Raw genomic sequence first — 23304 nt, forward strand, 5'->3', positions numbered from 1 at the left:
CGTCGCTGGCGGGCGGCTGATCGGCTTCGACCAGCGCGCCGGGCGCGGACGTCCGTTCGTCGCCAACACCGATCTGACCGGATGGGCGTTCGTCCCGCAGGCCGGGCTGGTGTGGCGCGCCGCACGGACCTTCTCGCTGTACGGCAGCTACACGCGCTCGCTCAAGCCGACCTCGACGATCGCGCCGCTGGCGAGCGGGGTCACCATCACCTCCGCCGTCGCGCCGGAACGCGGCCGATCGTTCGAGCTGGGCGCCAAGCTCGACATTCCCGATCGCATCACGGGCACGCTGGCGCTCTACGATATCGACAAGCGCAACGTGCTGGTGTCGCAGTTCAATTCCGTCACCGCGCTGACCGACTATCGCACCGCCGGCCGCGCCACCTCACGCGGCGTGGAGCTGGATCTCGCCGGACAGATTACCCGCACGCTGAACCTGATCGCCAGCTACGCCTATACGAAGGCGCGCACGGTCGACGACCCCGTGTTCGCTGGCAAACGGCTGGCGAACGTCGCGCCGCATACCGCCTCGCTGTCGGCCGCCTATGACGTGGGTGCGCTCGCGGGCGACGACCGGCTGCGGCTCGGTGCCGGCGGCCGCTATGTCGCACGCCGGCCCGGCGACAGCGCCAACAGCTTCTGGCTGGCCGACTATGTCGTTGCCGATGCGTTCGTCACCTATGACACACGACTGGCCGGGCGCCGGGTGACGCTCCAGTTCAACCTGAAGAACATCTTCGACAAGACCTATTACACCTCGGCGGTGAACCCGTACGGCGTCGCCATCGGTGACCCGCGACGCGCGATCGGGACGCTGGCGTTCGCCTTCTGATGCGCCGCGCTTTCGCGATGGCTATTCCGCGGGATCGCCGTACATGATCCCGCGCCCGTCGGTCCCGACGTAGACGCGTCCGAACCGCCGCGGGTCGCCGCTGATGACGCGCAGCCGCAGCCCCCATTGATGCGCGGTGTCGTTGATCCGCGTCCAGCGTGCACCGCCGTCAAGCGAGCCATAGATGCCGCGCACGTCCGCGACCGCTCCGATCGCGTACAGCGCGGGCCACGCCGCACCCGTCGCCGCCTTGCCAATGCCGTATCGCGCGATCGCGATACCATTGGTCGCGCGCGCCCAATGCTCGCCGAAGTCGACCGATCGGTAGAGATCAGCGCCGACCAACAGCCAAAGCGCTCCGGCGCGTCCTGGCACCGCGACCAGCGGATTGGCTGCCTCGCGCCCAACCGCCCGCGCGCCTGACAGGTCGGCGGGCAGCCCCACGCTCGCCGCCGCATCGAAAGTTGCGCCGCCGTCGTCGCTTCGCAGCACCCGCCCGCCATCCGCATCCACCGCATAGAAACGCCGCGCATCCGCCTTGTCGGCGGTCACGCGCACGCGGGTCGGCAAGCCGTCGACGACGTTCCAGCTCCGCCCCCGATCGCGCGTCAGCAACGGTCGCTCGGTTTCGACCACGAACGTCGCGCCATCGGCGGAAACGGTGATCGCCGCACTACCGGTCTGCGCACGCGATGGTGCCCCGCTCTCGCCACGCTGCGCCGGGACACGCATCGGTTGCCACGTATCGCCGCCATCCGCCGACCACGCCAGCGACGTGTCGGGCACGAGCGGCTTGTGCGTATTGCCGCTGCGCACCATCACCTGCGGCGCGGTGCCGGCATAATCGAGCGAATTGGTGTTGGTCAGCATCGGGTTACGATGCACGTGGGGCGGTGATTGCGTCAGGTCGTCGTGCCGAAAGCCACCGAGATCGCCGAAGCCCGACACCAACGGCGCACCGCCGGTCGGACTCACCAGGGTAATGATCGCGGTCTGCTCGATCCCGCGCGTCCACGGTGCCCAGCGCATCGTGCGCGACGCGGTGAAATCGTCGGTGCCATAAACGGTCGCGCCGGTGACATAGGCGGCGTGGCCGGCATCGAACGGATCGATTGCCAGCCCCGCGATCCAATGGCCGAAGTCCGCCCTTCCCTCGAAATCGAGGAACGGCGTAGCGGCCACGTCGCGGACGCTGTCGCGCGCCAGCTCGCGCCACGTCGTCCCGGCATCGGCCGAGCGCCACACCGTATCGCCAAGGCGATAGCGATTGACCGTCGCCACCGCGATCACCCGCGGATCGCGCGCGGCGACCGCCACGCCCATATAGCCGCCGGGCACCACCGCCGCGCCCTTCAGCGGGGTGACGTCCTTCCATGCGCCATCGCGGGGATCGAACCGCCACACCGCGCCGCGCGTGATCCCGTTCGGCCCGATCGCGTCGCAATAGGTGAGCGTCAGCACGCCGTCCGCGCCGATCACGCCCTTGACCGGCAACATGTCCGCCGCCGGCCCGCCCGCCACCGCCTGCCAGTTGGCACCACCGTCGTCGGAGCGGAACAGATGCTGCGCGTCGGGATCGGCGCTGGCGACGAAGATCCGCCCGCGTTGCGCCGGATCGAACAACACGAACGACAGGCCGCCGTGCGTCACACGCGGGCGATCGGGTCGCCCCAGGCCGGCGAGCGGAAACGTCGCGACCTTCCGCCAGCTCGCGCCCGCATCGTCGCTGCGCCACAACCCGTCATGCCGCGATCCGAACATCAGCGTGGCGGTGCGATGCGGATCGATCGCCAGCCGCTCGCCCAGCCCGCGGCCATCCTCGTTGCCGCCCATCGCGAACGGCACGATCGTCTTACGCCAGCGCGCGCCGCGGTCGGTCGAGCGGAAGATCGCCGCCGGGCCACGCGCCGACATCCCCGCCGCCAGATAGACGATGTTCGCGTCGCGCGGATCGGGCGCGATGCTCTCGATCCCCATGAAGTTCGATTCCGCTTCATCGTCCTGCAGCGGCTGCCACCGACGGCTGCTTGCGTCCCAGCGATAGGCGCCCCCCATGTCGGTGCGCAGATAGGCCAGCCCACGCTCGACCGGGCTGAACACGATCCCCGGCGCGAACCCGCCACCCCCCACCACGACATTCTGCCAGCGATACGGCGTCGCGGGCGGCGGGGCAGCACCGACCGCTCCTAGGGAAACGAGCGCCATCAGGAACCGATACCGCATCACGCTCATCTCCCGCGCGCCGTCGCGCAATGCCGCGCGATGAAGGCGGCGTGATCCGGCATCGCCGCCGCGGTCTGCGCGATCAGGCCGCGCAGATGGTGGAGGAACCGCCCCGCCTCCTCCGCGGGCAGCGCGCCGAGCAGCGGGTCGAGCGCAGCCGGCGCGGCATCCTGCCCCGCCAGCACCGCGAGCCAGCTATCGTCGGTGAACAATTCGCCCGGCTCGGGCAGCACCCGCCCGCGCTCGCGCCACAGCGCCAGCTTCTCGGCGAGCGTGTCGGGCGGCGTCATCGTGCGGCAATGCTTCCAGAACGGCGAATCGTCGCGCGCGGTCGCGTGGTAATGGAGGATGATGAAGTCGCGGATCTGGCGATATTCGGTGCCGAGCAGCCGATTGTAGGTATCGCGCTCCACCGGGGCATGCGCGCTGCCCGGGAACAGGCTCATCAGCCGCGCGATGCCCGATTGGATCAGATGGATGCTCGTCGATTCGAGCGGTTCCAAAAACCCGCCCGCCAGCCCGATCGCGACGCAATTGCGCTCCCACAGCCGTTCGCGCACCCCGGCGGTGAAGCGCAAGGCGCGCGGCTCGGCCAGCGCCGCCCCGTCCAGCCCGTCGAGCAGCGCGTCCGCCGCCCGCTGATCGTCGACGAACGCGCTGGCATAGACATGCCCGTTGCCGACGCGATGCTGGAGCGGGATGCGCCAGCGCCATCCGGCCGTCTCCGCGGTCGCACGCGTATACGGCAGCAACGGCGCGGTGGAGGCGCTCGGCACTGCCAGCGCGCGGTCGCACGGCAGCCAATGCTGCCAGCTGACGAACGGCACCCCCAACGCCTCGCCGAGCAGCAGCGAGCGGAACCCGCTGCAATCGACGAAGAAGTCGCCCGCGATCCGCCGCCCATCGTCCAGCACCACCGCCGCGATATCGCCGGTCTCCGGGGCCAGCTCGACCGCGCCGATCCGCCCCTCGATACGCGTCACGCCCTCGCCGACCGCCCGCTCGCGCAGGAACGCGGCGTACAATCCCGCATCGAAGTGGAAGGCGTAGCGCAACGACGACAGCACCGCCGCCGGATCGCGCGACGGCCGCGCGAAGCGTGCCTGCCGCGCCGCCACCGCGGTCAGGCAATACTCCTCGAGCGCGCCTACGTCGTCGCCGTCACGCTGCGCACGCGCCCAAAGCTGGTGGAACTTCACCCCCTGCACATCACGCCCGAACGTGCCGAAGGGATGCAGATAGCTTTCCCCGACACGCCGCCAGTCGACGAACGCGATCCCCAGCTTGAACGTCGCGGCGGTCGCGCGGACGAATGCATCCTCGTCGATGCCCAGCCGCTGATTGAAGTCGTGCAGCGACGGGATCGTCGCCTCGCCGACGCCGACGGTCCCGATCTCCTCTGACTCGACCAGGGTCACCGCGATCCCCGCCTCGGTCAGCCGCGCGAGCACGGCGGCGGTCATCCAACCGGCGGTGCCACCCCCGACGATGACGACCCGCTTCACGCCGCGCCGAACCCGCGAACGCGCGCGTAATCGATCAGTTGTCGGTTGCTCGGCAGGTTGGCGACCGCATAGGCCGCCTGCCGCTCGACCTCGGCGAACGCCCGCCGCGCCTCCTCGGCATAGCGATACGCGCCCGCACGCGCCGTCAGATCGGTCTTCCAGCCCATGCCGTACAGCACATATTGCCAGCTCGCATCGGTGAAGATGTCGACGTTGGCGTCCATGTCGATCTCGTTCGGGGGACGGAAGCGCCAGCAATCGAGCATGTCGTGGAGGCTGTCAGGGATCGAGGAGTCCGCGACATTGTCGCACCAGAAATCGGAATCGCGCCGTTCGGAGATGCAATAATGCAGCTTGATGAAGTCGCGCGCGCGTTCGTATCGCCGCAGCATGTTGGCGTTGAACTGTCGCGCCGACGTCTCGTAATCGCCGCCCCACGGAAAAAGGTTCGCGACCATCCCCGCCGCCACTTCGGAAAAGACGATCCCGGTTGCCTCCAGCGGCTCGAAGAACCCGCTCGACAGCCCGATTGCGACGCAGTTGCGATGCCAGTTGACCTTGCGATAGCCGGCCTCGAAGCGGATCTTGCGCGGCTCCAGATCCTGCCCGGTATAGGCGCGCAGCAGCTCCGCCGCGCGTGCATCGTCGGTGTGCGCCGACGAATAGACGTGCCCCACCCCGCGACGGCGATCGAGCCCGATGTCCCACATCCACCCCGCTTCCTGCGCGGTGGCGACGGTATAGCTGACAATCGGCTCACGCTCGTCGCGATACGGCACCTGCACCGCCAGCGCGCTGTCGCAGAACAGCACGTCACGGCACGACCGGTACGGCATCCCCAGCGCCTTTCCGATCAACTCGGCGCGAAAGCCGGTACAGTCGATGTAGAGATCGGCGGTCAGCGTGCCATGGCGGTCGGTCACCACGCCCGCGATCGCGCCATCCTCGCCGACGGTCACCGCGTCGACGTGCCCGTCGAGATGCGCCACCCCGCTCGCGACCGCCCGATCGCGCAGCAGCGCGGCGAGCGCCACCGCGTCGAAGTGGAACGCATAATTGAGCGGCGCGACATAATCGGGGTGGCTGGGCAGCTTGGGCGCGCGATGCGCGTCAGCGGCCTTCTTCTGCGGACTGCATACCGCGTCCCAATTGTCGGCCCCGCCGTGCCCGAGCAGCCAATAGGGCAACAGCTCGACGCCATTCGGCGCCTCCGCCACCTGGAACGGATGGGTATAATGGTCCGGCCCCGGCGCGCCGGGGTGAAGCGCCAGTGCGCGAACTTCGCGCCCTGTTTGAAGCTCGCGCCGCAATGACGGACGAGATCGGCCTCGCTGATCCCGATCGTCGCCAGCGTCTTGCGGATCGTCGGGAAGGTCCCCTCCCCCACGCCCAATATGCCGATGTCGGTCGACTCGATCAGCGTGATCGCGACCCCGCCGGGCAGGTCCGCGCTCAGCCGTTTCGCCAGATAGCCGGCGGTCAGCCAGCCGGCGGTCCCGCCACCGACGATCAGGACGCGCTTCTTCATCTCCAACTCCTTCGCAGGCCCGCCCCGTAGAGCGGGCCTGCGCATCCTATCAGAACGACAGGTTGATACCGGTACTGATCCGGCGATCCGCCTGGAACCAGCTCCGCCCGATCAGCGTGCCGCCCGGATACCCCCCATCAACGTCCGCTGCGTCGCCGCGGTCAGGTTGGTGCCCTGGATCCCGAACGAGAAATTCTCGGTCACCTTGAAGCGCACGCCGGCATCGAGCGAGCCGTAGGCCGAGCCATAGACCGGCAGCGCGATCTGGATCGGAGTCGAGGCGCCGGCGCTCGTATAATAATTATACGACGGGTTTGTCCCGTTGCTGTTGGTCGATTGCAGATACTTCGACCGCCACGAATAGGCGACGCGGAAGGAGATGGGATTGCGTTCGTACAACAGCGTGGCGTTGAGATTATGCTTCGACAGTCCGACCAGCGGCGCGTCGCGGCGGATCACGCCGTTGATGTCGCGGTAGAAGTCTCCGGGGTTCGAGCTTTCGATGAAGGTATAATTGCCTTCGAAACCAAAGCCGCTGAGGACGCCGGGCAGCATGTCCAGGAAGAAGCGGCCGCCGACTTCGACGCCCTTCACGGTCGCCGCGCGATCGGCATTTACGTAATCGCTGGCCGACGCGTTGACGTTCTCGGTCGTGCCGTCGCTGAACACCACCGTCACCTGTCGCTCGGTTAGCGAGAAGATCGGCAGGTTCGTCAGGCGCTTGTAGAACGGTGCCAGGTGGAACGACGTACCCGGCCGCAAATAATATTCCAACGACAGGTCAAAGTTGTTCGACATCGTCGGCTTCAGCAACGGATTGCCGGTGTCCGCGGTGAAATTGGTGAAGATCGGCGGCGTCGCAGAGCCGGTGGTCGCCGCGCCGACCGAACCCGACGAGCGCAGCGCGTTGAACGTCGGCAGGTCGAGCGTGATGTTATAGCCGGCGCGCAGCTTGATCTCGGTGGTCGGCGAGAATTCGAGGTTCACCGACGGCAGGAAGCGCGTGAACTCCGCACGCCCGCCACGCGGCACCACTGCGGCTGCCAGCGTCTGCTGCACGCCATTGCGGATGAAGGTGTTACCGTTCTGGCGAATGAAGCCAGAGCCCTCGTTCTTGATGTTGACGACACGCAGCCCGACGTTGCCCGAAATGCCTGGCGCGTCACCCTGCGGGCCGAATCGCATCAACGCATAGCCGGCGAGATTCTCGGTGCGGTTCCGTACCTCGTCGCCAAGGCGGAAGCCCGGCGGCGTGATGCCCTGATTGCCACCATAGCCGCTGCCCAGCGGCAACTGGCCGGCTTGGGTACAATCGCCACCGGGGCAGAAGCCGGCGGGCGGCGATGCGACCAGCCCGGTCCGATCGCGGACGTACCGGCGCGCCAACTCTTCGCTCGCGAACATCAAATTGCCCGGCAGCGGCGTCTCGCCACGGAAGAAGTCGTTGAACGCGTGGTATGAGACATCGCCCGGCGCGGCGTTGGCGTAGCTCAACTGCGGATCACCGTTCCAACCCTGGCCGAGCGCCGCCCAATTGTAGCCGTTCGCGAAATCACGCTCGGTGCGTTTGGCGTAGCGGCCGCCGAGCTTGACCGACCGGAAGAAGCCGTCGTCGAACTTATATTCGAGGTCGACCTGCCCGGCGTCGAGCCGTCCGGTGTTGTTCTCGTTGTGCGGCATCGATGCCGTCCAGAGATAGCTTGCCGGATCGGCGAAGCCGGCCTGCGTCGCTTGCGAGACGCTGATCCGCGGCAAGTCGCCGGTCAGGTCCATGCCGAACCCGGGACCGAAGCTGACGCTGCGGAAGATGTCGAGCCGATCGTAGATCTGCTTGGAATCGACGCGCTGCAACGCACCGCTGATCCGCAGGCCGCTATCCTCGGGCGCGTAAGCGAACGACAGCGAGTAATCGCGGGTCAGGGTGTTGCTGGTGACATAGCCCTTGTTGCCGCTGCTCAACACGTTGCCGCTCGGCAGGAAGGTGTTGGGATCGCGATTGAACAACGAATTGGTCTTGAGCAGCAGCCCGTTGTCGTCGAACTCGCTTGTCGCCGGATCGACCGACAGCGTCTGCGACGACACCTGGGCGCCGTAATCGCTCGACTTGCTCTTGTAGCGCGACTGGAAGAAGCTGCCAGTGAAGGTCAGCGCATCGGTCGGCGCCCACTGCACCGCGCCATAGATGCCGTAGCGGCGATACTGGAACGCCTCGTCACCATAAGTGAAGCCACCGGGGATGTAGTAATCGTTCGAGTTGATCCGCGTCTTGAAATACGGCTCGGTCCGGATGAACTGCGACAGCGAGCTGAACTGGCTGTACGCCACGTCCGCCAAGATGCCGATCCGGCCGATGCCGGTATCGAACGACTTGGTGACCAGCACCGATCCCATCGGGTCGGCCTTGTTTGCCATGTCGCCCAGGCTCAACTCGCCGGTGCCCGCGACATGCCAGTCGCCGTTGAAGTCGAACGGCATCTTCGTGCGCAGGTCGATCTGGCCGCCGGTTCCGCCCTCGATCAGATCGGCCGTCGACGCCTTGTACACGTCGACCGCCGCCATCAACTCCGGCGTCACGTCGCTCCACAGGATCGCGCGGCCGTTGTTGGCGCTGAAGATCTCGCGGCCGTTCAGGCGCGAGGCGACGCCGGTCAGGCCGCGCACCTGCACGCCCGAGCCCTGCACCGAATAGTGATCGGGATCGCCGAGCGCCGCGAAGCGGACGATCGACACGCCGGAGACGCGCTGCAACACTTCGGTGATCGAATTGTCGGGGAGCTTGCCGGCATCGTCGGCGACGATCGAATCGACGATCGTCTCGCTGCGGCGCTTGCGCTCGTCGGCGGCCTGCAACGCGGCGCGACGGCCGGTGACGACGACGTCGCCCGCGCCAGCCTCTTCACCCGTTGCTTCCTGCGTGGTGCCGACCGACCCCTGCGGCTCGATCTGTGCGTGTGCCGTGGTTGCGAGCACGACGGCCGCCAGTGCGAGCGTCGAGGCGCTGCGACGGAGCACGCGTGCGTGACGGTGTGAAATCATATCCTCCCCCTTCGATGATCAGTGGTGCGCTTGTCGCGCTTTCGATAGCGCTCCCAATACCGCCGCACTTTTCAAAAAACAAAGCATTTTAATCTTACGATTTCGACAAAGATGGCGCGCAAACGTGTGCGAAGTCGGCGCCTCCAGGTTTTTCAAACATGGTAGCGTAACCATTTAACTGTCGCGCTTTAGTCGACAAAGCTTCGTGCGGCGGCTCAGATCGGTCGGTCGGGCGACCAAGGTCTTCACACGCTTAACTCTGACATTTAGGAAGGTGCGATAAGGCCGTACCGAGAGGGGATGACGTGACGAGGACAGGGATCAACCGGCGCCAGGCATTGGTCGGCGCAACGGCGGCCGGCGTAACGGCCATGACGATGACGGGCAGCGCCACGGCACAAAGCGGTGCCGCACCCGCCGGCACCGCCGCGGCGATCCTCGCGCCGCGCCCGCCGATGGGGTGGAACAGCTGGAACAGCTTCGCGACGACGATCACCGAGGCGCAGGCGCGCGAAACCGCCGCGATCATGCGCGCCAAGCTGCTGCCGTTCGGCTATGATGTCTTCACCGTCGACATCCAGTGGTACGAACCCGAGGCGTCCAGCTACACCTACAATGCGAAGCCGACGCCCGCGCTCGACGCCTACGGCCGGCTGATCCCCGCGCCGAACCGCTTTCCGTCCAGCGCCGACGGATCGGGCTTCAGCAAGCTGGCGCGCGACGTCCACGCGATGGGGATGAAGTTCGGCATCCACCTGATGCGCGGCATCCCGCGGCTGGCGGTCGAGAAGAACCTGCCGATCCTCGGCACCAGATACCGCGCCGCGGACGTGGCGGACAAGAACAGCATCTGCTCCTGGAACCCCGACATGTACGGCGTCGACATGACGAAGCCGGGCGCGCAGGCCTATTACGACAGCGTGTTCGCGCTCTACGCCGGCTGGGGCGTCGACTTCGTCAAGATGGACGACATGTCCCGCCCCTATGACGCGCACGCGCCGGAGATCGAGGGCGCGCACAAGGCGATCCTCGCCTCGGGGCGTCCGATGATGCTCAGCCTGTCGCCCGGCGAGACGCCGGTGATCCGCGGCGGGCATGTGCGCGACCATGCGCAGATGTGGCGCATCTCCGACGATTTCTGGGACGATTGGGCGATGCTGGAGGCGCAGTTCACGCGGCTCGAGAACTGGAACCCGTGGCGCCGCCCCGGTGCGTGGCCCGATGCCGACATGCTCCCGCTCGGCCGGCTCGCTCTCGGCCAGCGCGACACCAAATTCACCCCCGACGAACAGCGAACGTTGATGACCCTCTGGTCGATCGCGCGCTCGCCGCTGATCATGGGCGGCGACCTGCGCCACCTCGACGCCCCGACGCTGGCGTTGCTTACCAATCGCGCGGTGCTGGCGGTCAACCAGGCGTCGACCGGCAACCAGCCGCATTTCATCGCGGACGGCACGCGGATCTGGTCCGCACGCCCCGAGGACGCGCCCGCCGACCGCTATGTCGCGCTGTTCAACACCACCGACAAGCCGAAGGACGTCGGCGTTCCGCTGCGCGATCTGGAACTCGGCGACTCCGCGATGGCGACAGATCTTTGGAGCGGCGCGAAGCTCGGTCGCGTCACCGCGCGCCTCTCGCAACGGCTGCCCGCGCACGGTGCGAGCCTGTATCGCCTGACCGCCTGAGGACCTTCACAGCACGCGTTGACTCGCCGGGAGAAAGCTCCATACTTCCGTTATGACTGGTGCTGTTGTTCATCAGCGCTTTCGCGACCACGCGGGCCAGCTCGCCGCACGCGGTTAGCCCGGACCCGGCGGCGTGCCGCTCGGGTTCGGGACGATCTCGCCGACCCCGCGCGGCCGCGCCTTCGAGCCAGCGGAAGCCCTGCCTTGAACAGCGACCTTTCGCCGCGTGACACCGCGCGCCTGCCCTCCGTCCGCCCAACCCCGATCGTGCCGCAAGCCGAGGCGCCGCCGCCGCCCGCGGACACGGCGCTCGCGATCGGGCTGCTCCTTGCCATCCTCTTCTTCGGCATTCCGATGCTGCTCTTCTGCGTGCTCACCTCCGGGTGAGCCTTGCGTGGACAGCGCCCGCGCCGCTTGGCAGAAGGCGCGCCTGTTTCCGCGGAGTCTCGTCCATGCGTTTGCGTCTTGCCGCCCTGCCCCTTCTCGCGCTCGCCGCCACCGCCCCGGCGCAGACGATCGTCGCGCCGGTCGCACCGATATCGGAACAGACGCTCAAGGACGTCACCAAGGAACTGTCGTCGGATGCCTATGAAGGCCGCGCACCGGGCACCGCCGGCGAGGAGAAGACGGTCTCCTATCTGGCGAAGCGCTTCGCCGCCGCCGGGCTGAAGCCGGGCAACAAGGGCAACTGGTATCAGGACGTGCCGCTGGTCGAGCTGACCGCGAAGAACGTGTCGCCGCTGGTGTTCACCGGCGCGGGCGCCCCGCTCAGCCTCAACTACGGCCCCGACATGGTCGTCGGCACGTGGCGGATCACCCCGCGCGTCGAGGTGAAGGATTCGCCGGTGGTGTTCGTCGGCTATGGCATCAACGCACCGGAAAAGGGCTGGAACGATTATGCCGGGCTCGACGTGCGCGGCAAGACGGTGCTGATCCTCGTCAACGATCCCGACTGGCGCACCCCCGGTCTGGTCGGACCGTTCGGCGGCCGCGCGATGACCTATTACGGACGCTGGACCTACAAATATGAGGAAGCCGCGCGACAGGGTGCAGCGGCGGCGATCATCGTCCACCAGACCGAGCCCGCCGCTTATGGCTGGAACGTCGTGCAGTCGAGCTGGACCGGCGCGCAACAGGTCGCCGATGCGGCCGACAATCATGCCGGCGACAGCGCCGCGATCGGCTGGATGCAGGAGGCGCAGGCGCGCAAATTGTTCGAGCGCGAGGGGCTGGACTTCGACGCGCTCACCGCTGCCGCCGCGCGCAAGGGCTTCCGCGCGCGCCCGCTGAACGGCGTCCGCGCCTCGGTGTCGTTCGACGAGAACGTGCGCCGTCACCAATCGCGCAACGTGATCGGCATCCTGCCCGGCACGACGCGACCGAACGATTACGTCCTGTATTCCGCGCACTGGGATCACCTCGGCCATTGCGAGGCCGCGTCCGATGGCGACGACATCTGCAACGGCGCGATCGACAATGCCACCGGCACCGCCGCGCTGGTCGCGCTCGCCGAAGCCAATGTGAAGGCCGGGCCGACCCCGCGCAGTCAGGTCTTCGTGGCGGTCACCGGCGAGGAAAGCGGGCTGCTCGGCTCCGAATATTACGCCGCCAACCCCGTCTATCCGCTCAGTCAGACCGTCGGCGGCGTCAACATGGACGCGCTGTCGCTGGCCGGCCCGGCGAAGAACGTCGTGGTGGTCGGCAAGGGCAAGTCGGAGCTGGACGCCTATCTGGCCGCCGCGCTCAAGACGCAGAACCGCGTCGCGAGCGCCGAGCCGACCCCCGAGAAGGGCTTCTATTACCGCTCGGATCACTTCAGCCTCGCCAAGCGCGGCGTACCGATGATCTATTTCGACGCCGGTGACGATCTGGTCGCGGGCGGCAAGGCGGCGGGCGCGGCGGCGGCGAAGGACTATGAGGAACATCGCTACCACGGCCCCAAGGACGAGTACGATCCCAACTGGAACTGGGCGGGCACGGTGAAGGACGTGCAGCTCTATTACGAGATCGGCCGCGCGCTCGCGGAAAGCAGCGCCTGGCCCAATTGGGTGGCGGGCGACGAGTTCCGCGCGATCCGCGACAAGAGCCGCTCGACGGCGGCTGCCAAGTAAGAGGGACGACGATGACCAAGACCCCGCCGCCCGAATGGGCCCCGCACGCCGCCGTCTGGATCGGCTATCCCAGCCATCCCGAATTGTGGCTGGAGGATCTGGACGAAGCCCGCGCCGAAGTGACCGCCTTCGCACGCGCGGTCCATGCCGATGGCCGCGGCGAGCAGGTGCTATTGGTCGCCGCCGACGAGCAAGCCGCCAGCGACGCGCGTGAACGCGCCCCGTTCGCGGAGGTGGTGATGGAGCGGTTCGGCGACATCTGGCTGCGCGACACCGCCCCGATCCTCGACGGCGACGGCAAGGCACGCGACTTCGGCTTCAACGGCTGGGGCGGCAAGTACGAGTTGGAAGGCGACGACGACATCGGTGCGCGGCTCGCGCGCGCGCGAGGGCTGGCGGTGGTGCCATGCGACTGGATCCTCGAAGGCGGCGCGATCGATGGCGACGGTACGGGGCTGGTGGTGACGACCGAGCAATGCCTGCTCAACCCCAACCGCAATCCGCGCATGTCGAAGGCGGAGATCGAGCAACGCCTCGCCGACGACCTCGGGCTGACGCGGGTGCTGTGGCTCGGCAACGGGCTGCTCAACGATCATACCGACGGGCATGTCGACAATCTCGCGCGCTTCGTCGCCCCGAACCGCCTCGCGCTGCCGCGCGCCGAGGAGAACGACCCGAACTGGCAGGTCTTTCAGGATGCCGCGATCCGCGCCCGCGCGATCGGGATCGACGTGGTCGAGGTGCCCTCCCCGGCCGCGTGCTGCGCGACGAACAGGTCGTGCCGGCCAGCTACATGAACTTCTACATCGGCAATGTCGCGGTGGTCGTGCCGGTCTATGGCAGCGAACATGACGACGCCGGCGTCGCGGCGATCCGCGCGCTGTTCCCCGACCGCGAGGTCGTGGGATTGCGCGCCGACGCGATCCTGACCGGCGGCGGCAGTTTCCACTGCATCAGCCAGCAAATCCCGGCCTAACCGCGCCCGCGCGGCGCTGCGCGGGCAAAAGCCCGCGCAAGGCCGGGATCGGCGCGGCGAGCGGCAAAGCCGCGCGTCCGACGTGCAGGCGGCGGCTTCGCCTCGCCCGCAGCCAATGCGGATCCCCGGACTAGATCCGGAAACCCGCCCCTCTTGCGCCAACAACACCGACCCCATCCGTCATTGCGAGCGCAGCGAAGCAATCCAGAGCCGGACCAGGACGCCCTGGATTGCTTCGCTACGCTCGCAATGACTAGGGAGCGTCAGCGGGACGTCGGATCAAACCTAAGGCAAGAGCCAAACAGCCCCCCGTTCGTGCTGAGCTTGTCGAAGCACGTGCCCCAAGACGCGCACCCTCAAACAAAAGCCCCCGACCAATCACCGATACATCGCCGCCGCATCGGCCTTGAACGACGCTCCGCTGCCCGTGCGGCTGTAGAACATATGCCCACCCGGATACACGCGCAGTTGCACACGCTCGGGCACGCCGAACGCCGGCATCTGGTCGACGATCAGCCGCGACGCGAAGAACGGGCACGACAGATCGTCCCAGCCATGCACGATCATCACGCGCATCTTCGGATCGTTCGCGATCGCCTTGCGCAGGTCGCTGACCGGCGTGTCGGCCGGCTGCCCGCGATCCCACGCCGCATTCACCGCATAGGACAGTGCGTTGTACCGCGCATCGGTCTTCCAGCCGACCTCCCGCGTCACGAAATCGACCATCGCGCTGGTGGTCGGCGCGATCAGCGCGTCGAGCAGCGGATCGTTCGATTCCTGCCGCGGCGACCACGGGAAGGGATCGAAGGCGGTGACATTCGAATCATAGATGCTGCCGATCGTCGCATCGTTGCGATGCACTTCGCGCAGGAACGTCCGGCTGTCGACGCGCCCGCCCATCCGTTGCACCAGCGCCGGGTCCAGCCCGGTCAGCCGCGTGACGTTGCTCACCACGCGCTGCACCGCCTCGGTGTTCGCGCGCCCCAGCAGCAGGTCGCGCGCGAAATCGCCGCGCGTATAGGCCTCGACCTCGGCCATCGCCGCCGGAGTGAGCTGCCCCTTGCGCTCCAGATTGGCGGCGGCCATCGATGGCAGGTCGATCATCCACGGCAGCGGCGACAAGGCCGTCGCGCCATCGCCCGACGCCGGGTCGAGATACGGCGACACCATGATGAGTCCGTTGATCCCGACGCCGACCTGCGACTGCAGCTCATAGGCGATGCGCGGCGCGCGATAGCCGCCGTAGCTTTCACCCATCACATATTTGGGCGAGCGCAGCCGGCCTTCCTTGACCAGCCAGTCGTACACCACCTTCGACAGATATTTGATGTCGGGATCGTTGGCATAGAACGCCTTCTTGGTCGCATCGGCGTCGACCAGGCTGCGGCTGAAGCCGGTGCCGATCGGATCGATGAAGACCAGATCGGTCATGTCGAGCCAGCTATTGGGATTGTCGCGCGCGATCGGGGCGTCGGAGGGGAGTCGCCCTGCGCGCCGAACTGCACGCGCTTCGGCCCGACCGCGCCCATGTTGAGATACACCGACGCCGCCCCCGGACCGCCATTGAACGCGAAGGTGACGGGGCGCGCGGCGTCGCTGCCGGGCACGGTATAGGCGGTATAGACCACCTTCCCGATCTCCTTGCCCTTTTCGTCGCGCACCGCGATCGTGCCGATCGTCGCCTTGTAGCTGATCGTCCGACCACCGATCCGCGCGGTCTGCGTGATCGTCTTGTCGGCGGGAAGCGGCGGTTGCTGCTGCTTGTCGTCCTCCTGCTTCTTCTCGACGGTGGTGGTGGTCTTGTCGGTCTGCGCCAGCGCGGGTGCGGTGGTGGCGAGCAGCAAGGCGGCGAGCGACAGCGTGCGAACGATCATCGGCAGGGTGACATCCGGGATGTGGCGGACCGGCGGGCTGCCGGTGCCTGATCGCGCCATGCTACACCCTCGCCCCGCCCGCGCAATCCGCCGCTGACGCGGATCGACCCGCGCTACCCGCCTCGCACGGTCGCGCGATAGGTCGTCACTTCATAGGTCGCGCGGCGGCACTCGGCGACGACGCGCTCCTCGGCCAGCCGGAAGCGCGCACCGTCCCACACGAAGTCGCGCCGGGTTCCGCAATCGCGGCCCGGTGTCACGGGCACAAGCACCGCATAGCGACGCCGCGCCGGCTGCCACGCGCCGGCCGCGGGCAGGTCGACCGCCAGTTGCGCCTCACCCTTGTCCGGCACGACATAGGGCAACGCGTCCGTCCCGCGGCACGGCGACACCACTTCCAGCAGGCTATGCGCCGCATCCAGCCGATAACTGCGCGCCTGGACCGCTCCGCACCCCCTGACGGGCTTGCCGACCAGTTTCTCAAGCTGCTTGCGCGACAGGGCACGCGGCGCGCGCGCATCGGCTGGCGGCACCTCGATCACCGCCGTCGCGGGTCGCGCCTCCGCTCGATCGCCGATCGCGGCCAGCGCGGCGCTCAGCCCGGTCAACGACGTGCGCGTCCGCACCCGCTTTCCGACATCGGCGAGCGTCAGCACGCGCCCGCGTCGGAGCGCGCTGGCGAGCGTGCCGGTCACCGGCAGCGACAGCCCCGCCCCGCGCCCCGGCGCGATCAGCTCCGCGATCGTCCGCCCGTCGATCGCCACCGTCATCCGCGTCCCCGCCGTGACCGTCGCCGGGATCGAGATGTCAATCGCCGCGACCGGCCCATCGTGGCGCAGCACGGCCAACGGATAGGCGTCTGCGTCCCCGCCGTCCGGCACCTGCGACAAGGCGACGCACCGCTGGCGATCGTCGCAGAACACCCGCCAGTCGCCAGCCCCGGCCGCTAATTGCAGCGCCAGCAGCAGCGCGATGCTCATCCGCGCACCACGCGCGTGCTCCACACCGGCAGATAATCGGGATTGCCGCGGCATTCGCCCATGCTGCGCTGCTCGACCAGCCGGAGGCGCTCACCGTCCCACACGAAGGACTGCATCACCCCGCAATCGCCGAGACCACGCCCCTTGGCATAGCTGCGCAGCACGCCCCCCTCCACGTCGCCGTTGATGACGCTGTGCACCGGGGTCTGCGAGTCGGCGCCGGTCTCCTCGAACCCGGACGGCGCGTCGACCTTGGCCGGCGTCGCCTTGCCGTCGCGCACGACGAACAACGCGTCGATTTCGTTATACGCACCCGCCGAGCAGGGCAGCAGCACCAGCATCGCGCCATCGGCAAGGCCATACGCGCGCGGGTCGGGGCCGGAGAAGGACGGGTCGCATTCCGCGGTCCGGCGCATCCCCGCCAGCAACGCGGGAGCAAGCGCCGCCGCCTCGCCCCCGAACGCCACCCCGCGCACGCGAGGCGCAGCGCGCGCGGCGGGCACCGTCGCCGCCGGCCGGTCGCCGCGCGCAACCAGCGCCGTCACCGTTCCCGCGCGCCCTTGTTGCGCGTCGATATAGCGCAACGCCGCCGACGCCCCGGCCGCAGAGATCGTGCCGAGCCGCTTGCCGCCCGTGTCGAGCGCCTCGATCGTCGTGGCATCGGCAAGCGCGTGTGCGATCGCCGCCGCCGCCGCACCGCTCAGCCCGTTCCCGCCGACCGCAAACGCCCGCCCGTCGATCCGCAGCGTCGCGGGCGCGTCACCATCGCCCTGCGGCATATCGAGCGCGACCTCGACCGCGCCATCGGGGCCAGCGGCGCGCGCAACCTGCATCGTCACCGCCGGAAAGTCGGCATCGGTGCCCAGCGACGCCATCGCGCAGCGCGCGACATTGTCGCACGCCACCGTCCAGTCGCGGAACGTCTTCTGCTCGCCGGGCTTCGGCACCGCACGATCGTCGCCCTCGGCGGTCGCCCGCGCCACGGCGGCCTGAGACGATGAAGGTGTCGGTGACGGGGATGTCGGCGCCTTGGCGGGCTGCTGCGAACAGGCGGCCAGACCCAGTACGGCCGCCAGTGCCACTCTTTTCATCGCCTTGCCCCCTGCTGCTGGCGCATCGTCACTGCGGCGGGTTAAAGGCGCGTCAACATGAATAGGAGATGGCAGATGCAGGTGGTCGGCGTAATCGGCGCGGGGCAGATGGGCGCGGGGATCGCGCAAGTGTCCGCAGCGGCGGGCTATCGCGTGTTGCTCAGCGACGTGGACGCAACGCGCGCCGCGGCGGGCAAGGCAGGGATCGCCAAGCGACTGGCGCGCGCACTCGACAAGGGCCAGATCGACGCCGCCGCCCGCGACGCGACGCTGGCACGGATCGAGCCGGTCGCCGGCGCCGCCGACTTCGCTCCCTGCGATCTGGTGATCGAGGCGGCGACCGAGCGCGAGGAGATCAAGCGCCGCATCTTCGCGGATGTCGGCGCGGTGCTGCGCCCCGACGCGTTGCTCGCCTCGAACACCTCGTCGATCCCGATCACGCGGCTGGCGCAGGCCGCGCCCGATCCGGCGCGCTTCATCGGCGTCCACTTCTTCAATCCGGTGCCGGTCATGGGGCTGATCGAGGTGATCCGCGGCCTCGCCACCGCCGACGCGACCGTCACGGCGATCGAGCAATTTGCCGAGCGGCTGGGCAAGGCGGTGGTCCGTGCCAACGATGCGCCCGGCTTCATCGTCAACCGCGTGCTGATGCCGATGCTCAACGAGGCGATCTTCGCGCTCGGCGAAGGCGTGGCGACGATCCGCGATATCGACCTCGCCTGCCAGCTCGGGCTCAATCACCCGATGGGGCCGTTGACGCTCGCCGACTTCATCGGGCTCGACACCTGCCTCGAGATCATCCGCGTGCTGTTCGACGGCACCGGCGACCCGAAGTTCCGCCCCGCCCCGTTGCTCGTCAAATATGTCGAGGCCGGCTGGTACGGGAAGAAGAGTGGGCGCGGCTTCTACGATTATTCGGGCGCAGAGCCGGTTCCGACGCGTTGATCCGAGTCACTTATTGTTTGCCTCCTTCCGGCGCGACGTTTCTTGCGCCGGAAGAAAGGGCTGCGTAACAGCCGGAGAATGAACGACAACGCCTATCCCTCCGACCCAGACCAGCACGATGACGTCGATCCCACGGGTCTCGCCGCGGGTCGACCGGCACAGGGTACGATGGACGTTGGCGCGAGCGAACCGATCGCGCGAATCGGGCTGCATCACTGGCGTGAAAGCACGATCACCGATCCGAACCTCCAGGATCGCGGCGGCGTGTTCTTCGCCGCGATCGAGATGACGCGGATGCCGATGCTGCTCACCGACCCGAGCAAGCACGACAATCCGATCGTCTTCGCCAACAAGGCGTTCTTCGACCTCACCGGTTACGAGGAAAACGAAGTGCTGGGGCGCAACTGTCGCTTCCTGCAAGGCGCGCAGACCGATCGCAATGCGGTTGCGGAGATGCGCGAAGCGGTGCGCACCCGCTCGTCGATCGCGCTGGAGTTGCTCAACTACCGCCGCGATGGCTCGCCGTTCTGGAATGCAGTGTTCATCGGCCCTGTCTATGACACGCAGGGCAAGTTGCAGTATTTCTTCGCCAGCCAGCTCGACGTCACCCGCCGCCGCAATTCGGAGCAATCCTATCGGCAGGCGCAGAAGATGGAGTCGATCGGCCAGCTCACCGCCGGGCTCGCGCACGATTTCAACAATTTGCTTCAGGTCGTGAACGGCAACCTCGAACTGGTCACGCACACCAGCGATCCGGATCGCGTGAAGCGCTATGTCGCCGCGGCGCAATTGGCGGCCGAGCGCGGGGCGAAGCTGACGCGACAATTGCTCGCCTTCGCGCGCAAGACCCGGCTGGAGCCGCGTCCGCTCAACCTCACGCATCTCGTCTCCGAGTTCAGCGAGCTGATCGAAAGCTCGGTCAACAAGCAGATCGACATCCACCTCAGCCTGCGCCGCGGGTTGCAGCATGTCGTCGTCGATCCGGACCAGCTTGAGATGGCGCTGCTCAACATCGTCAACAACGCGCGCGACGCGATGCCGAACGGCGGGCTGGTGACGATCTCCACCCTGCCCCGCCATCTCGACGGCGATGCCGCCGCGCACGATCTGCCGTCGGGCGATTACGTCGTCCTGCAGGTCGAGGACGATGGCGAGGGCATGAGCCCCGAGGTGCTGGAACGCGCCACCGAGCCGTTTTTCACCACCAAGGGCACCGGTAAGGGAACCGGGCTCGGGCTGGCGATGGCCAGCGGCTTCGTCCGTCAGTCGGGCGGGCGACTGGAGATCGAGAGCACGCCGGGCAAGGGCACCGTGGTGCGGATGCTGTTTCCGGTCATGCAGGCCGATCGCAGAGACGACACGACGGAGGTCGAATCCGAAGCCGCCACCAGCGCGCCGCGCAAGGGCGCCGAGCATATCCTCGTCGTCGAGGACAATGACGAAGTGCTGGCGATCGCGCGCGAGATCCTCGAAGCCGCGGGCTATCGCGTCTCGACCGCGATCAGCGCCGAGGCGGGCCTCAAATTGTTCGAGACAGTCCATCCCAATGATCGCTTCGACCTGTTGTTCACCGATCTGGTGATGCCGGGCGGGATGAACGGGCTGATGCTCGCCGATGCGATCGTCGAGCGCGACGCCGCAGTCTCGGTGTTGATGACCACCGGCTATAACGAAGAACTGGTGGTCGGCGGCCCGCGCGCCCGCGCCACCGACGTGCTGAGCAAACCCTACCGCCGCTCCGAGCTGCTCGACCGCGTCCGGCTGGCGCTCAACCGCAACGGCGAAAGCGGCAAGCGCCGCTCGCGTTCGGATTTCGGCGCGGTAGAGGCGTAACCACACCGGCGGTATCGCCCGACCTATCAGGTCGAGTGTGCGATGACATCACCTCGAACCGCAGCCGTCATTGCGAGCGCAGCGAAGCAATCCAGGGCGTCCTGATCCGGCCCTGGATTGCTTCGCTGCGCTCGCAATGACGAACGCGGGTCGCACCCTCGTCCTGATCAGACGCCCCCCTCAGAGGATCGTCGCAACCTTACCTTCCGTGCTCCTGCCTCCGCAGGAGCACGACCAACTCTCAACAAACTCCCCTCCCCTTCAGGGAAGGGCCTGGGGGTGGGGCAGTGTCTCACCGAGACCACCCCAAGCGACGTCCACCTCTCAAGAGCGCCGCAAAACCCGACGCACCGGATAGAAGACCGCACCCGGCGCCACCGACAGCGCCAGCACCACCGCCACCGAAGCGATCGACGCGCACGTCAGCAGCCTAACCCAGCGCTCGCCGTCCACCGGCGTCCCCACCCGCATCAGCGCCAACGCGATCAACACCGCCGCCCCGCTGCGCAACGCGCGCACCGCGCGTTCGCCGGAGATACCCGCCTCGCGCCGGAACTTGTACGACGCCGCCGCCAGCAGCACGAACGCCAGCGCACACAGCAACACGCCTTCAAACATGTACCACCCCTTGTGTCCGTCGCGGTGCGCGCACCGCCTGCCGCCGCGCCGCGCGCCAGGCGGCGATGCCCAGCAGTGCGGCGACGCCCAGCATCGCTAGATCGAAACCCATGAACAGTCCGTCACCGGCGCGCCACGACGCCAGCAACCCGCGCGACGTGGTCAGCGCATTCGCGACCGGGATCGCCGCGAACACCGCGGCGCCCGCGGCGAAGAGGATCGCCCACGCCTGCTTCGCCGGCCGCAGCAATTGCAGCACCGCCGCCCCGCCCCAGACGTAGAACATCGTCGCCACCTCGGTGGCCGCACGCCCCTCGGCCGCCGCGGGGACGACGCGGTTGGCGAGCAGATAGGCGCCCATCCCGAGCGGCAACCCGGCGATCGTCGCGACGTTCAACCGCTCGACCAGCCGCAACCCGAAGAACGGCACCGCTCCCGGCTTGCGACGCGCCGCGGTCCACAGCAGCAATCCGGTGCCGACCATCGCCGCCCCCGTCAGCCCGAGCAGGAACAACACCCAGCGCAAGGTCGGCGCGGCGAAGTTCGCAAGGTGCAGCCCCAGCATCACGCCGACGGTCGACAGCGCCGCGCCGCTGCCCGATGGCGGCTGAAGCAGCGCGCCGGTCGCGCCCGAATACACCACCGTTCCGGTGCGCGCGTTCAGACGCGCTCCGGCGCTACCGGTGATGGCGACGGTCGCAGCGGCGTCGCCGGGCTGCTGCACCACGAGGCGCGCCGCCGGCATCCCGAGCCGCGCCTCGGCGTCGCGGACCAGCGGCGCGATGGGCACCAGCGGCGCATTGCGTTCGCTCGCCACCGCATCGCTCGCCAGCCCATAGGCTTCGCGCCCGAAATCGAGCGGCTGCTTGTAATTGATCGCGATCGGATAGGGCAGGTACATCAGCACCAGCGTCATCAGCCCGGTATAGGTGATGACCGCGTGATACGGCAGCGCGAGCACCGCCGACACGTTGTGCGCGTCGAGCCAGCTCCGCTGTCCCTTGTTCCAGCGCAGCGTGAAGAAGTCGGCGAAGATGCGCTTGTGCGTCACGACGCCCGAGATGATCGCGCCCAGCATGAACATCGCGCACACTCCGGCCAGCCAGCGACCCCATGGATGCGGAAGCTGCAACTGGAAGTGGAAGCGATAGAAATGCTCGCCCCCGCGCGTCTCGCGCGCGTGGATCGGCGCGCCGGTCGCGGGGTCGAGCACCTGCTCGTCCGCGCGCTTGCGCCGCTTGCCCGGCTTCGCGGCCTCTGCCTCGGCATCCGGCTTGGGCGTCGCATAGACGTGGGTCACGCCATCGCGATCGTTCGGCAATTGGATGAACCATTGCTGGTCGTGGATGCCGTCACGCGACAGGCTGGTGACCGCATTCTGCGCCGCATCGGCGGCGGCGGTGCGGTTCATCGGCAGCTCGGGCTGCATCCAGCGCGTGATCTCGGGACGGAAATAGCTCGCCGTGCCGGTCAGGAACATCGCGAACAGGATCCAGCCGGCGAGCAGCCCCAGCCAGCTGTGGATCCACGCCATCGACTGACGCAGCGATCGCGTCACGGCCGCACGCCCAGCAACCACAAGGCGATCCCGGCGACGATCGCGCCGCCCCACACCGCCGCTGCGGCCCGCGCCAGCCGCGGCTCGTGGAAGCACCACAGACCGATCGTCGCATAGAAAAGGAAGGCGGGGATCATCCCCCAGAGGGTCGCCTCGACGCGCGAAATCGGCAGCAACCGCGCCACCAGGGTCGCGACCGTGGCGGTCAGCGCATATCCGCCGAGGAACGCCGTCACGCAGCGCACCAGCATCGCCAGTGCACCGACGCGGATGTGACGAACGCGTCGGGTCGGTGTCATGACCGTGTCCGCCCGCTGCATCAACATCCGCTGTCATCCCCTGTTCGTGAACGAGGCCGACATAGCAGCGATTGCGACTGACTATCAATAGTGATCGCACATTTCGCGCGAATGAATCGCATCCCGGACCCGCGGACGTCCCTCGTCCGGCGCGCCGCACGGTCGCGGTGTCGCTAGGATTTTCTTCAGCAAACGCTGGAATATAGGCGG

Annotated in this window: 16 protein-coding genes and 3 pseudogenes; 7 read left to right on the top strand and 12 right to left on the bottom strand. The window is 67.9% G+C overall.

The window, feature by feature from the left end:
- Positions 1 to 7 precede the first annotated feature (7 nt).
- Positions 8 to 832, top strand: a pseudogene (locus QP166_RS09490) (TonB-dependent siderophore receptor); the annotation flags it as partial.
- Positions 833 to 853: 21 nt separating this feature from the next.
- Here the strand turns inward: QP166_RS09490 and QP166_RS09495 are convergent.
- The 5 genes and pseudogenes from QP166_RS09495 to QP166_RS09515 form a co-directional block, all read right to left on the bottom strand.
- A complete protein-coding gene (locus QP166_RS09495; RefSeq protein ID WP_333915695.1) occupies positions 854 to 3064 on the bottom strand; it encodes a WD40/YVTN/BNR-like repeat-containing protein in 2211 nt (736 codons plus the stop codon).
- Entirely contained in the window at positions 3061 to 4560 is a 1500-nt protein-coding gene (locus QP166_RS09500; protein ID WP_333915696.1) for a tryptophan halogenase family protein, read from the bottom strand. Before QP166_RS09500 ends, QP166_RS09495 begins: the two co-directional genes overlap by 4 nt.
- Positions 4557 to 5870 carry a tryptophan 7-halogenase gene (locus QP166_RS09505; RefSeq protein WP_333915697.1) on the bottom strand — a complete coding sequence of 438 codons (1314 nt, stop codon included), beginning with the start codon at positions 5868 to 5870 and terminating at the stop codon, positions 4557 to 4559. The genes QP166_RS09500 and QP166_RS09505 overlap by 4 nt, the downstream gene beginning before the upstream one ends.
- Before the next feature lie 5 nt (positions 5871 to 5875).
- A pseudogene (locus QP166_RS09510) lies at positions 5876 to 6133 on the bottom strand (tryptophan 7-halogenase); the annotation flags it as partial.
- 66 nt (positions 6134 to 6199) lie between these two features.
- A complete protein-coding gene (locus tag QP166_RS09515; RefSeq protein WP_333915698.1) occupies positions 6200 to 9124 on the bottom strand; it encodes a TonB-dependent receptor in 2925 nt (974 codons plus the stop codon).
- 371 nt (positions 9125 to 9495) lie between these two features.
- Here QP166_RS09515 and QP166_RS09520 point away from each other — a divergent pair, with 371 nt between their 5' ends.
- The 4 genes and pseudogenes from QP166_RS09520 to QP166_RS09535 all read left to right on the top strand — a co-directional run bounded on the left by QP166_RS09520 (position 9496) and on the right by QP166_RS09535 (position 13896).
- The gene (locus QP166_RS09520; protein WP_333917309.1) at positions 9496 to 10809 is read left to right on the top strand and encodes a glycoside hydrolase family 27 protein; all 1314 of its coding nucleotides are present in this window, start codon (positions 9496 to 9498) and stop codon (positions 10807 to 10809) included.
- Between the two features lie 204 nt (positions 10810 to 11013).
- On the top strand, positions 11014 to 11196 hold the full coding sequence (locus QP166_RS09525; RefSeq protein ID WP_333915699.1) for a hypothetical protein: 183 nt from the start codon (positions 11014 to 11016) through the stop codon (positions 11194 to 11196).
- A gap of 65 nt (positions 11197 to 11261) precedes the next feature.
- Positions 11262 to 12920, top strand: a complete 1659-nt coding sequence (locus QP166_RS09530) for a M28 family peptidase (protein ID WP_333915700.1) — start codon at positions 11262 to 11264, stop codon at positions 12918 to 12920.
- Between the two features lie 11 nt (positions 12921 to 12931).
- A pseudogene (locus QP166_RS09535) lies at positions 12932 to 13896 on the top strand (agmatine deiminase family protein).
- Between the two features lie 378 nt (positions 13897 to 14274).
- On the opposite strand, the gene QP166_RS09540 reads toward QP166_RS09535, so the two are convergent.
- From QP166_RS09540 to QP166_RS09555, 4 genes are read right to left on the bottom strand one after another with little or no spacing between them, the layout of a single operon-like run.
- Complete coding sequence (locus tag QP166_RS09540; RefSeq protein ID WP_333915701.1) at positions 14275 to 15327, bottom strand: S10 family serine carboxypeptidase-like protein; 1053 nt, start codon at positions 15325 to 15327, stop codon at positions 14275 to 14277.
- On the bottom strand, positions 15324 to 15830 hold the full coding sequence (locus QP166_RS09545; RefSeq protein ID WP_333915702.1) for a hypothetical protein: 507 nt from the start codon (positions 15828 to 15830) through the stop codon (positions 15324 to 15326). Before QP166_RS09545 ends, QP166_RS09540 begins: the two co-directional genes overlap by 4 nt.
- Before the next feature lie 53 nt (positions 15831 to 15883).
- Positions 15884 to 16750: a DUF1176 domain-containing protein gene (locus QP166_RS09550; RefSeq protein ID WP_333915703.1), complete on the bottom strand. Its 867-nt coding sequence runs from the start codon at positions 16748 to 16750 to the stop codon at positions 15884 to 15886.
- The gene (locus QP166_RS09555) at positions 16747 to 17841 is read right to left on the bottom strand and encodes a DUF1176 domain-containing protein (RefSeq protein WP_333915704.1); all 1095 of its coding nucleotides are present in this window, start codon (positions 17839 to 17841) and stop codon (positions 16747 to 16749) included. Before QP166_RS09555 ends, QP166_RS09550 begins: the two co-directional genes overlap by 4 nt.
- A gap of 75 nt (positions 17842 to 17916) precedes the next feature.
- Between QP166_RS09555 and QP166_RS09560 the strand changes: the two genes are divergently transcribed.
- Both QP166_RS09560 and QP166_RS09565 read left to right on the top strand, forming a co-directional pair.
- Positions 17917 to 18786 (top strand): 3-hydroxybutyryl-CoA dehydrogenase, encoded by an 870-nt coding sequence (locus QP166_RS09560; RefSeq protein WP_333915705.1) that lies wholly within the window; start codon positions 17917 to 17919, stop codon positions 18784 to 18786.
- 78 nt (positions 18787 to 18864) lie between these two features.
- Positions 18865 to 20619: a histidine kinase famiy protein gene (locus tag QP166_RS09565; protein WP_333915706.1), complete on the top strand. Its 1755-nt coding sequence runs from the start codon at positions 18865 to 18867 to the stop codon at positions 20617 to 20619.
- A 324-nt stretch (positions 20620 to 20943) separates the two neighbouring features.
- On the opposite strand, the gene QP166_RS09570 is transcribed toward QP166_RS09565, so the two are convergent.
- The 3 genes from QP166_RS09570 to QP166_RS09580 are packed head-to-tail and all read right to left on the bottom strand — an operon-like array spanning position 20944 to position 23094.
- Positions 20944 to 21237, bottom strand: coding sequence for a hypothetical protein (locus tag QP166_RS09570; protein ID WP_333915707.1), 294 nt, complete (start codon positions 21235 to 21237; stop codon positions 20944 to 20946).
- Complete coding sequence (locus QP166_RS09575; RefSeq protein ID WP_333915708.1) at positions 21230 to 22795, bottom strand: PepSY-associated TM helix domain-containing protein; 1566 nt, start codon at positions 22793 to 22795, stop codon at positions 21230 to 21232. The genes QP166_RS09570 and QP166_RS09575 overlap by 8 nt, the downstream gene beginning before the upstream one ends.
- Positions 22792 to 23094: a hypothetical protein gene (locus QP166_RS09580; protein WP_333915709.1), complete on the bottom strand. Its 303-nt coding sequence runs from the start codon at positions 23092 to 23094 to the stop codon at positions 22792 to 22794. The genes QP166_RS09575 and QP166_RS09580 overlap by 4 nt, the downstream gene beginning before the upstream one ends.
- Between the last annotated feature and the right edge of the window lie 210 nt (positions 23095 to 23304).

The organism is Sphingomonas sp. LR60 (assembly GCF_036855935.1).
GTDB lineage: Bacteria > Pseudomonadota > Alphaproteobacteria > Sphingomonadales > Sphingomonadaceae > Sphingomonas.